The sequence below is a fragment of the Victivallis sp. genome, from assembly GCF_048170485.1.
Lineage (GTDB): Bacteria > Verrucomicrobiota > Lentisphaeria > Victivallales > Victivallaceae > Victivallis.
The window spans coordinates 1-11,141 of record NZ_DBEXAY010000035.1 but is presented as its reverse complement, the minus strand read 5'-3'; the positions used below and the strand labels follow the sequence as shown (position 1 = coordinate 11,141).

8 protein-coding genes are annotated in these 11,141 nt (G+C 58.6%); 7 read left to right on the top strand and 1 reads right to left on the bottom strand.

The window, feature by feature from the left end:
• The first annotated feature begins 378 nt into the window (after window positions 1-378).
• Together mnmG and ACMLHG_RS01770 are read left to right on the top strand one after the other, a co-directional pair.
• On the top strand, window positions 379-2,256 hold the full coding sequence (gene mnmG, locus ACMLHG_RS01775) for a tRNA uridine-5-carboxymethylaminomethyl(34) synthesis enzyme MnmG (protein ID WP_417169345.1): 1,878 nt from the start codon (window positions 379-381) through the stop codon (window positions 2,254-2,256).
• Window positions 2,253-3,185, top strand: a complete 933-nt coding sequence (locus ACMLHG_RS01770; RefSeq protein WP_417169344.1) for an ABC transporter permease — start codon at window positions 2,253-2,255, stop codon at window positions 3,183-3,185. The genes mnmG and ACMLHG_RS01770 overlap by 4 nt, the downstream gene beginning before the upstream one ends.
• 118 nt (window positions 3,186-3,303) lie before the next feature.
• Here the strand turns inward: ACMLHG_RS01770 and ACMLHG_RS01765 are convergent, their stop codons facing one another.
• Window positions 3,304-4,284 carry a class II fructose-bisphosphate aldolase gene (locus ACMLHG_RS01765; protein ID WP_294435244.1) on the bottom strand — a complete coding sequence of 327 codons (981 nt, stop codon included), beginning with the start codon at window positions 4,282-4,284 and terminating at the stop codon, window positions 3,304-3,306.
• A 178-nt stretch (window positions 4,285-4,462) separates the two neighbouring features.
• Between ACMLHG_RS01765 and ACMLHG_RS01760 the strand changes: the two genes are divergently transcribed.
• The 5 genes from ACMLHG_RS01760 (at window position 4,463) to ACMLHG_RS01740 (ending at window position 10,545) form a co-directional block, all read left to right on the top strand.
• The gene (locus ACMLHG_RS01760) at window positions 4,463-6,577 is read left to right on the top strand and encodes a sialate O-acetylesterase (protein WP_294435242.1); all 2,115 of its coding nucleotides are present in this window, start codon (window positions 4,463-4,465) and stop codon (window positions 6,575-6,577) included.
• Between the two features lie 76 nt (window positions 6,578-6,653).
• A complete protein-coding gene (locus ACMLHG_RS01755; protein ID WP_417169346.1) occupies window positions 6,654-7,622 on the top strand; it encodes an alpha/beta fold hydrolase in 969 nt (322 codons plus the stop codon).
• 7 nt (window positions 7,623-7,629) lie between these two features.
• Window positions 7,630-8,298: a carbonic anhydrase gene (locus tag ACMLHG_RS01750; RefSeq protein ID WP_417169343.1), complete on the top strand. Its 669-nt coding sequence runs from the start codon at window positions 7,630-7,632 to the stop codon at window positions 8,296-8,298.
• 7 nt (window positions 8,299-8,305) lie between these two features.
• Complete coding sequence (gene xseB, locus ACMLHG_RS01745; protein ID WP_295810912.1) at window positions 8,306-8,614, top strand: exodeoxyribonuclease VII small subunit; 309 nt, start codon at window positions 8,306-8,308, stop codon at window positions 8,612-8,614.
• Between the two features lie 119 nt (window positions 8,615-8,733).
• Window positions 8,734-10,545, top strand: a complete 1,812-nt coding sequence (locus tag ACMLHG_RS01740) for a bifunctional homocysteine S-methyltransferase/methylenetetrahydrofolate reductase (RefSeq protein ID WP_417169342.1) — start codon at window positions 8,734-8,736, stop codon at window positions 10,543-10,545.
• Window positions 10,546-11,141 lie beyond the last annotated feature (596 nt).

Sequence of the window (11,141 nt, the reverse complement as noted above, 5' to 3'; positions counted from 1 at the left end):
GCGCGCCGTGTGATCGGCATCTCTCGAAACTTCGCTGAACGTCATAGAGGCCCGGTTAATGATCCGGCAGGGTGATTGTACCCGTCGGGATTTCCGGGCCCTTCTCGTGGCTTTACGGTATATTTCTAACGTCGCATAATGTATGTTATGTTAATATGTGAGTCGATACCCCGGGCGAGGGGATCTTGTTTAATCTCTTTTCTATAAAATGGATATAAATTCCAAACAAGGCGCTTGTTAATAACTTGATCATAAAATTGTCGATAAATAACGATTTTTTATTGAGAGTATCTTTTTAAACCGATTTGATAAAACGTGCGGAATGTTTTATTTTAATAAGATGTCATTCTGCCATAGCAAGGAAATTTGTCAACCACGATGAAACAGTACGATGTTGTTGTTATCGGAGCCGGACACGCCGGCTGCGAAGCGGCATTTGCGGCAGCCCGGCTTGGAGCTGAAACACTGCTGATTACCCTGAATCTGGACCACATTGCCCAGATGAGTTGCAATCCGGCGATCGGCGGTATCGCCAAAGGACAGGTGGTTCGGGAAATCGACGCAATGGGCGGCGCGATGGGAGTCGTCACCGATGCGGCGTCAATTCAGTTTCGCATGCTGAACCGCACCAAAGGGCCGGCGGTCTGGTCACCCCGTTCCCAATGCGATAAGGTATGCTATCAGCGCGGCATGAAATATCTGCTCGAACAGACACCCGGTATCGATATTCTGCAGTCGGAAGTCACAGGTTTTCTTGTCGAAAAAGAGCGGATTGTCGGCGTCGAAAACCAGTTTGGCGATCAGATCCGCTGCGGCGCGGTTGTCATCACCACCGGAACATTTCTGCGGGGCACGCTCCACTATGGGTTGCGCCATTTTCCGGGAGGACGGGCCGGCGATTTTCCGGCGGCGTCTCTTTCCGGAGCTCTTGAAGGAACACTGGGGCTTCGACTCGGCCGTTTGAAGACCGGCACCCCTCCCCGCATCCTTGCCAAAACCATCGATTTCTCCGGCATGCAGCTTCAGCCAAGCGAAAAGACGGAGGAGCGGTTCAGCCACTGGAGCCGGGAACTCTCCCCTGCCCTCCCGGAGGCAATTCGGCACGATCTGCCCTGCTATCAGGTCTACTCCACCGGACGAACAGCGGATATCGTGCGGGAGAATTTACAGTATTCTCCAATGTATCAAGGGATTATCAAAGGGATCGGCACACGTTACTGCCCCTCGTTTGAAGATAAAGTGGTTCGTTTTCCGCAGCATCCGCGTCACCTGCTCTATCTGGAGCCGGAAGGTGCCCAGACGAAAGAGTTCTATATTAATGGAATCTCCACCAGCCTGCCTCCCGAGGTGCAGCGGCAGATGATCCGTTCGGTGCCGGGGCTGGAACAGGCGGTGATCTCCCGTTACGCCTATGCGATTGAATACGACTTCCTCTATCCGGACCAGCTGGAACGAACCCTCCGGGTCAAACGGTACGACAACCTCTTCACCGCCGGGCAGATCAACGGTACCAGCGGCTACGAAGAGGCCGCCGGCCAGGGGCTGGTGGCGGGAATGAATGCAGCAAAAGCGGTCGCCGGCCATGCTCTGGCCGAGCTGGGGCGCGACCGCAGTTATATCGGCGTGATGATCGACGATCTCACCACCAAAGAGATTGTGGAACCCTACCGTCTTTTCACCAGCCGGGCGGAATATCGCCTGTCGCTGCGACAGGACAATGCCGATCTCCGGCTGACGGAGTTCGCCAGAGAGAACGAGCTTCTTCCGGAGTCGAAATACCGGGAATTTTTGAAATTCAAAGAGCTGCTCGACGCTTCATTGACCCGTTGCCGGAACGAAAAATTTTCCGGGCGGCCGCTGTTGAAGCATCTGGCCGAACTGGGGCCGGATGCCCCCTTCCCGGCAGAACGGGGAAACACGGCTCCCCTGCCCTTCCCCGCGCGGCTCCTGCCGGAACTGCCGGATACCCCGATGGGCAGACGTGTCTGGCGCGAACTGCTGGTTGAAGCCAAATACGACGGATATCTGCAGCGGGAAGCGGCGGAAATCGTTCGACTTCATCGGCTGGAACATCTGGCGATACCGGCGGATTTTGACTACAATGCCGTACGCGGTTTGAGCAACGAATCCCGGGCAAAACTTCTGAAAGTCTGCCCGACCACGCTGGCGCAGGCCGGGCGTATCGACGGAGTTACTCCGGCGGATATCGCTCTGCTCCAGGTCAAACTGCATGCACTTGCGGAGACGCGGGGATGACGGCGCCGCGAATTACCGCCTGGCGACTGCTTCTGCGGATGCCGTCCGCAGTTCTGTCACTTGCCGCAGTGCTCTTCTATCTGCTGCTGGCGGCGGGAACGGAAGGGTATTCCATATACTGTGAACAACGGGGAATTATACCGGTTTATCAGCGTACGGATGATACGGCGCGCTACGCCCCCCCTTCCCGCGAACACTGGATGGGAACCGATTACCAGGGGCGTGACGTTTTTCTGCGGGCTGCCGCCGGCAGTGCCACCGCGGTAAAGGTCGGCGTGATCGCCAGTTTTATCGCGGTCTTCATCGGAGTCACCCTCGGCGCAATCGCCGGATTTTACGGCGGAAAATTCGATGACTGGGTGGTCTGGGCGTACAGCACCTTTGCCTCCATGCCGACGCTGCTTTTCATTTTGGCCTTTGCTCTTCTTGTTTCCCGGAACTTTCTATCCGACAGCATGATGGATTTTGCCGGCGTACTCGGAACAATTCTGCGGGCGGAGCCGGGAATGCTGGCTGTCTATCTCGCCATCGGCATGACCGGCTGGGTCACCCTCTGCCGGGTAGTGCGCGGCGAGACGATGCGACTGCGCGCCCTGCCCTATGTCGCGGCGGCGAAAGTTGCCGGCGTCAGTTCTCCGGTGATCATCCTGCGACACATTCTGCCGAATGTGTTCCATCTGGTCATCATCTACTTCACTCTCTCCTTTGCGGGAGCAGTCATGCTGGAAGTGATCGTGAGCTACCTCGGGTTCGGTGTGCAGAGCGCTCCGAGCTGGGGCGTGATGATCTCCGACGGGCAGGACCGGCTCTGGCGCGGCATCTGGTGGGAAATCGCCGCCGCTACCGGATTCATGTTCGTGCTGGTGCTGGCGTTGAATGTACTGGGAGACGCACTGCGCGACGCTCTCGATCCCCGGCACCGACAGTAGCTTCTCCGGCCCCCCTGCCCTCTTTCGGTTTCATTCCATTCAAGCACCGGCACGGAAAAAGCCGCTCCCAGTTTTCTGAGAGCGGCTTTTTGACAGAACTTAATCTGTTATACGACAATTACTTGTCGTACGCATGACCGGCGGAGCCGAGCACCTCGATGTTCTTGCGTTTGTAGAGCTCTTTGAGAGCGGTACGGGCCGGGCCGAGGTACTTGCGCGGGTCGAACTCTTCGGGCTTCTCGTCGAAAACCTTGCGGATCGCCGCGGTCATCGCCAGACGGCCGTCGGAGTCGATGTTGATCTTGCAGACCGCGGAACGAGCCGCGGCACGGAGCTGATCTTCGCCGATGCCGATCGCATCCTTGAGTTTGCCGCCATGTTCGTTGATGATCTTGACCAGATCCTGCGGAACGCTGGAGGAGCCGTGCAGCACGATCGGGAATCCCGGGATGCGCTTTTCAATCTCGGCGAGGATGTCGAGACGGATGCGCGGATTCTCGCCCGGCTTGAACTTGTAGGCGCCGTGGGAGGTGCCGATGGCGATTGCCAGAGAGTCGACGCCGGTGCGCTTGACGAAATCCTCCACCTCTTCCGGACGGGTGTAGGTGTGAGCAGTCGCCTTGACATCATCTTCGACGCCGGCGAGAACGCCAAGTTCGCCTTCGACGGTGACGTCGAACTTGTGCGCGTATTCGACGACCTTGCGGGTCTCCTTGATGTTCTCTTCATAGGGGAGATGGGATCCGTCGATCATGACCGAGGAGAAGCCGTTGTCGATGCAGCTCTTGCAGGTTTCGAAATCCGGACCGTGGTCGAGGTGGAGAACAATCGGAATGCCCTTGCCGCCGGAGATCTCCTTAGCATACTCGACCGCGCCCTGAGCCATATAGCGGAGCAGGGTCTGGTTGGCATACTCACGGGCACCCTTCGAGACCTGAAGGATGACCGGGGATTCGGTTTCGACACAGGCCTGAATGATCGCCTGCATCTGTTCCATGTTGTTGAAATTGTACGCGGGGATCGCGTATCCGCCCTTGATTGCCTTCTTGAACAGCTCACGGGTGTTCACAAGGCCGAGATCTTTGTAGCTGATCGCCATGAGAAAGACTCCTTGTTGAAGTTTTAGGGTAATGGAAATACTCCATCATGCTTTTAAAGTAGTGCCGACTGGGAAAAAATCAAGCCGAAAATCATTTTTTCTGATTGCATAATCAGGAAAATGAGGTTATAATAGGGTAAATTGCAATTTCCCCAACCAACAATCGAAAGGGTAGAGTATGCGGAACATCGTATTGCCGGTGGCAACGCTGGCACTGGCGTTTCTGCTGGGTGCCTGCGCAATGTTCTCTTCTCCGGAAATGGCGGAGAAATTCACCGTGCACAAAGTGTATGGAGACCACATGGTGCTTCAGCGCGGCGTGCCCATCCGGATCGGAGGAACTGCGGCCCCCGGCAAATCGGTCAAAGTGACCATCGGAGAAAACTCCACATATGCCGAAGCCGATGAGCACGGCAAATGGATGACCGATCTGCCGGCGATGGAAGCGGGCGGCCCCTACACCGTTCTGGTGGAAGGCGGCAAGACGTCGCAGCCGGTGCGCTTCGACGATGTTCTGATCGGCGAAGTCTGGCTCTGCAGCGGTCAGAGCAACATGGAGATGCCGGTCTGGAGCGGACGGCAGTTCTGGAACAGCCTGAACGGCGACCGGGAGGCGGCTCGGGCGAACAACTCGAAAATCCGCCTTTTCAACACCAATCTGCGCCGTTCGGTCTCGCCGGGCATTGAGCAGGAGGAGATCGCCGGTCCCGGCTGGACTCCTGCGACACCGGAAGCGGTCAAACCGTTCAGCGCGCTCGGGTACTATTTCGGGCGGCGACTTCAGCAGGATCTGGATGTGCCGATCGGGCTCATCAATTCGAGCTGGGGCGGCACGCCGATCGAAAGCTGGATCAGCGCCGACGGCTATCGTTCCGCCGGCCGCACCCGCGAACTGGAGCGAATCTCCGCCGTCGGTATGAGCAAGGAGGAGATCGAGAAAAAACTTCAGGAGCTGTGGAAGAAAAACGCGCTGGAGTTCTCCAAATGGGAGAAACGGTTCTATGACTACGGCGCCAAACAGACTGCGGAAGCGGCGCTCTGGAAGGCGCCCGCCTTTGACGATTCCAGCTGGAGCGACTGCTCCATTCCGGCCACATTCCCGGCGGATACCGACGGCGTGATCTGGTTCCGCCGCACGGTGGATATTCCCGCCGCCTGGGCCGGAAAGGATCTGCAGCTTTTCCTCGGAGCCATTGACGATTGCGATGAAACCTACTTCAACGGCGTGAAAGTCGGTGCAATCGGCACGGAAACGCCGGAGTACTGGTCGAAAGAGCGCAAATATACCATCCCGGGGAAACTGGTCCGGGTCGGCCGGAACGTCATCGCCGTGCGTGCCTCCGATATGTTCGGTGACGGCGGGCTGCTGGGGCCGTCCAACACGGTTTATCTGCGGCTTGCCTCCACGCCGGAGGGCAAGATCAGTCTGGCGAACGGCTGGAAAAGCAAGATGGAGTTCAAGGCGGACCTCGCCAAAATCGGGGCCAGGCCGGAACCGCCGATGCTTTCCACTACGGCCGGCCGCGCCTCCCATTTCCCTGCGACCCTCTACAACTCGATGATCGCCCCCTGGACCATCTATCCGATTCGCGGCGTCATCTGGTATCAGGGAGAATCCAATGCCGGACGCTATGAGGATTACATGATTCTGCATCCGCTGCTGATCCAGGACTGGCGGAAGAAATGGAACAATCCGGAGATGCCGTTCCTCTTCGTGCAGCTTGCCGCGTTTGAACGTCACTCGCCGAAGAATCCCGGTCCGGCGGATTTCTGGGTCAACCGGCAGCCGGCTGACAACAACTGGTCGAAACTGCGCGAAGTGCAGACGGCGACCCTGGCGATTCCCAACACCGGAATGGCGGTGGCGATCGACATCGGCGATCCCTTTGACATTCATCCGTCGGACAAGCAGACGCTGGCCTACCGCATGGCACGAGAGGCGGAGCGCATTGCCTACGGCAGCAAGACCGTTTCCGCCGGGCCGCTCTACAAGTCGATGGAGATCAAGGACGGCAAAGTCTATCTCTCCTTTGACAACGTCGGCAGCGGGCTGGTGGCAAACGGCGGAGAACTCGCCTCCTTTGCAATCGCCGGGAAGGATGGGAAATTCGTCTGGGCGAAAGCGAAGATCGACGGCGACGAGGTCGTCGTCTGGTCGGATGCGGTCAAGGAGCCTGTGGCGGTGCGCTACGCCTGGTCGAGCTATCCGGGCAATGCGAATCTCTACAACAAGGAGGGATTCCCCGCGTCGCCGTTCCGGACGGATCAGCCGGATTATCTGCTCAAAAAGTAACGAAGGAAACCAACTCAAAAAGAGCGGCGGAATGTTTCCGCCGTTCTTTTGCTGTATCAATAGAGGAAAGGATTGTATCATGTTAGTCGATATGCCGTTGGATCAGCTCAAAGTCTATCAGGGCAGCAGCCCGCGCCCGGCTGATTTTGACCGCTACTGGGAGGAGTCGCTGGAAGAATTGAACGCCGTTGACCCGCAGATGGAGTTGATTCCTGCGGAGTTCCAGGCGCCGAATGCAGAATGTTTCGACCTGTACTTCCGCGGAGTCGGCGGGGCGCGCATCTATGCCAAACTGGCGCGCCCGAAAAATGCGACGAAGCCGCATCCGGCGGTGGTGCAGTTTCACGGGTACTCCGGCCACTCCGGTGACTGGAGCGGAATGTTGAATTATGTGCAGTCGGGGTTCACCGTGGCGGCGCTCGACTGCCGCGGACAGGGCGGGAAATCGCAGGATGTCTCCCTGGTTGAGGGGATGACTTTGCGCGGCCACATCGTTCGTGGCGCGGCCGATCCGGACCCGAAGAAACTGCTTTTCCGGAGCAATTACCTCGACACCGCTGAACTGGTTCGACTGGTGATGGCGATGGACGATGTCGATGCGACCCGGGTCGGCGTGATGGGCGGCAGTCAGGGCGGCGGTCTCACCCTTGCCTGTGCGGCGCTGGTGCCTGAAGTCAACCGGGCGGCGGCCTCCTATCCGTTCCTCTGCGATTACCGGAGAGTGTGGAATATGGATCTGGCCAAAGCGGCGTACGAAGATATCCAGTACTATTTCCGGCAGGTGGATCCCACTCACGCGCATGAAGATGCATTCTTCGAGCGGCTCGGGTACATCGACGTGCAGAATCTGGCCCCCCGGATTCGCTGCCGGGTGCGGATGGCGACCGGACTGATGGATACCGTCTGCCCGCCGTCGAGCCAGTTTGCCGCATTCAACAAGATCACCTCCCCGAAAGAGGTGGTGCTCTATCCGGACTTCGGGCATGAATTTCTGCCGGGAGACGGAGACAAGGTCTATCGCTTCATGCTTGGAATGCTGGAGTAAGTGCCCGGTGGAAGATGCGATTGCAAGATTGATCCACGGGTTCCGGAGTTTCCGGAACATCTATTTTTCCGGCGATGCGGAACTGTTTGATCAGCTGAAACATGGCCAGAATCCCCGGATTCTGGTGATCGCCTGTTCCGACTCCCGGGTGGACCCGGCGCTGCTCATGCAGAGTGCGCCGGGGGATCTTTTTGTCATCCGCAACGTCGCCAATCTGGTTCCGCCCTGCGAACCGGATACGTGTCACCATGGCGTCAGTGCCGCGCTGGAATACGCGGTGAACGCTCTGGAAGTGGAACATATCATCGTGCTCGGGCACTCGGACTGCGGCGGGATCCACGCGCTGATGAAACGGACGCCGGAGACGCCGGCGGGGGAATTTCTGGAGCGATGGCTCGATCTGGCGGAACCGGCGCGGTGCGCGGTGCTGGAAAAACTTCCGGATGCGGACGAAATGACCCGCCGGCACGCCTGTGAAGAGGCGTCGCTGGTTCTGGCACTGGAAAATCTGCTCACCTTCCCCTGGGTCCGTCGGCGGGTGGAGGCTGGAAAACTTGCATTGCATGCGTGGTATTTTGTGATTGCCACCGGGCATCTCTTCGGGTATGACCGGGAACATTGCGAATTTCGAACCATCGACCCGAATCTTTCTCTGAAAACGAACAAACGGAGCTGAATCTATCATGCCGGACGATACTACCCCGATTCCCCCGGAAGAGCTGGACGCCATGCCGTTCGAGCAGGCGCTGGAGCGACTGGAAACCCTGGTTGCAAAAATGGAGACCGGCCGTCTGCCGCTGGAAGAACTGATGAAAGACTTTGAGACCGGCAGCCGGCTGGTGAACGCCTGCCGCGGCAAACTCGACGCCCTGGAGCGGAAGATTGAACTGCTGACCCGCGATGACGGGAAAGAGGGGGAGTGGAGTGACTTCGAAGCGGATGTCCCCTCCCCGACGCGAAACGCCCCTCCCCCGGAGGAGCCGCCGTTTTAGTCTGCCGGCGCTTTCCCGGCGGAAAAAACGCAAACAGCATTGATATCCGGGGAAATCCGTGATATTTTATGGGGAAGTATGCAGATAACAACCCAATCGAAACCGGATTGAAGAAAACGATGAATCCACTCAAGGAGAAACTTGCCGAGTCGCTGGTAATTTTCGACGGTGCAATCGGCACGGAAATTTACCGTCGGAACTTTTTTATCAACGCCTCGTTCGAACAGTTGTCCATCACCAACCCGGATGTGATCCTCGATATCCACAACGAATACCTGAAAGCCGGGGCGGAGGTGTTGACCACCAACACTTTCAACGCGAATGCGCGAAGGCTCTCCCACTTCGGCCTTGCCGATCAGACTGTGGCGATCAACCGCGCCGGTGTGGAACTGGCGCGCCGCGCCGCCGACGGCCGGGCCCTGGTGGCCGGTTCGGTCGGTCCGGTCGGGGAACCGGAATCTCCCGCTGATACAGCAAGCCGCGTCGAGTTGCTCATCGAGCAGATCGGTGCGCTTTCCGAAGCGGATTTCATCATCTTTGAATCGTTGCGCACCACCATTGATCTGGGAGGAGCGCTGGAAGCGATGAAATCGTTCCGGGGGCGGCCCTATGTGCTCAGCTTCGCCATCGATCCTCAGTCGCGCTGCCACGGAAACAGTCTGGATGAATTTCTGAAACTGCTCGCCTGTTACCCCGGTGACGCGCCGACGGCGATCGGGTTGAACTGCGGCGGCGGCCCGGAAAGCACGCTGATTGAACTGGAGGAACTGGTCGGCAAGACCAATCTGCCGATTATTGTACAGCCCAACGCCGGAGTTCCGAAGGGGATCGACGGGCGGATGATCTACATGACCAGTGCGGAATATTTCAGCACGTACGCCAAGCGCTACGCTTCGCTGGGGGCAGCTGCCATCGGCGGTTGCTGCGGCATAACCCCTGCTCACATCGAAGAGCTGGCGAGGACGATTAAACCGTTGATGCGGGCGGAAAAACGGCGGATTCCCACGGTTGAAGCGGTGAAGGAGGATCTGGCGGAGCCGGTTCCCCTGAAAGAGCGTTCCGCTCTCGGCGCAAAACTGGCCGCCGGCGAGTGGATCAAGCTGGTGGAAATCACTCCGCCGCGCGGCTTTGATCTGTCGAAGACGATCGCCGGAGCACGACGCTGCCGCGAAGCGGGGATTGATGCGGTCAATCTGCCGGATGGTCCACGGGCGAGTGCCCGCATCTCTCCGCTGGTGACGGCGATTACCCTGCAACGCGAAACCGGTATCGAAACGGTGCTGCACTGCTGCTGTCGCGACCGCAGTCTGATCGGCCTCCAGGCGGAACTGCTCGGCTGCGCCGGAGCCGGAATCAACAATGTGCTTTTCATCACGGGCGATCCGCCGAAACTGGGGGATTATCCGTTCAGTTCCGGCGTGTTCGACGTCGATTCGATCGGTCTGGTGAAGATTCAGGCACGGATGAACCGCGGCGTGGATCTGGGCGGTCAGGCGCTGAATGCCGTTACCCGTTGCGTAATCGGCGTCGGTGCAGATCCCAATGCGATCGATTTGGAGCGTGAGTATCGCCGCACCTGTGAAAAGGTGGAGGCCGGTGCTGATTTTATCATTACGCAGCCGGTCTTCGCCGAAGTGTCGCTCTTCTCGTTTCTGGACCGGATTGCCCATCTGAATGTTCCGGTAATCGCCGGAATCTGGCCGCTGACCAGCCTGCGCAATGCGGAATTTATGCGCACGGAAGTGCCCGGTGTGGTTGTTCCGGATTCGATCATGGAACGCATGGCGGCCGCGGAAACCCGTGAAGCGCAGCGGGAAACCGGTATCGCCATTGCCCGGGAAAGTGCAGCGGCAGTACGTGACCGAGTGGCGGGAATTCAGGTCAGTGCCCCCTTCGGCAACGTGGAGACGGCGTTGCGGGTTCACGCGTGACGTCATCGCAACTCGTGGGAGAGAGGCGGGGGGCGTGTCCGCCGCCCCCCGTACCCCCTGCGTCCGGCATGGTGCCGGTGCCAGGTTGGGTCGTCGGTTGGGCTGAGCTCGACGGCGGGTGCGGGCCGGTGGGAGTAGAGCCGCGGAAATACGAGGGTTCTTCCCGCTTTTTTGCGGAAAGAACCCGTCGCATTTCCGCTCCCCTTCGCCGGTGCCGAGCCAGTACGAGTTCGCGCGGGCATGTTTGACTGCGGAAGTGTTCCATGGCTCGGCGGTACGGGGAGAGACGCGACACCAAGTGCCGCTTTCTCTCCCCCGAACCCCTCTCTTTCCTGATCGGTCTGCTGAACTTGCGAGCGGAATTTCCACTGCGTCCTGGCTTTCTCACGGGCACAAGCGCGGTCAGGTATTTCCCCGCAATCCTGCTTTCTCACGGGCACAAGCGCGGTCAGGTATTTCCCCGCAATCCTGCTTTCTCACGGGCACAAGCGCGGTCAGCGCCGCGAGCGCATGTGAGAGAACTGCTTTGCGAAACGCAAAGCAGCAAGGAGCAATTGCGACGCAGTCGAACGGAGTCGAGCGCAGCCCCTCCGGCG

Excerpts from the sequence above, each read along its gene's own strand:
- mnmG (WP_417169345.1), top strand. The coding sequence starts at position 379 with ATGAAACAGTACGATGTTGTTGTTATCGGAGCCGGACACGCCGGCTGC.
- ACMLHG_RS01770 (WP_417169344.1), top strand. The coding sequence starts at position 2,253 with ATGACGGCGCCGCGAATTACCGCCTGGCGACTGCTTCTGCGGATGCCG.
- ACMLHG_RS01765 (WP_294435244.1), bottom strand. The coding sequence starts at position 4,284 with ATGGCGATCAGCTACAAAGATCTCGGCCTTGTGAACACCCGTGAGCTG.
- ACMLHG_RS01760 (WP_294435242.1), top strand. The coding sequence starts at position 4,463 with ATGCGGAACATCGTATTGCCGGTGGCAACGCTGGCACTGGCGTTTCTG.
- xseB (WP_295810912.1), top strand. The coding sequence starts at position 8,306 with ATGCCGGACGATACTACCCCGATTCCCCCGGAAGAGCTGGACGCCATG.
- ACMLHG_RS01740 (WP_417169342.1), top strand. The coding sequence starts at position 8,734 with ATGAATCCACTCAAGGAGAAACTTGCCGAGTCGCTGGTAATTTTCGAC.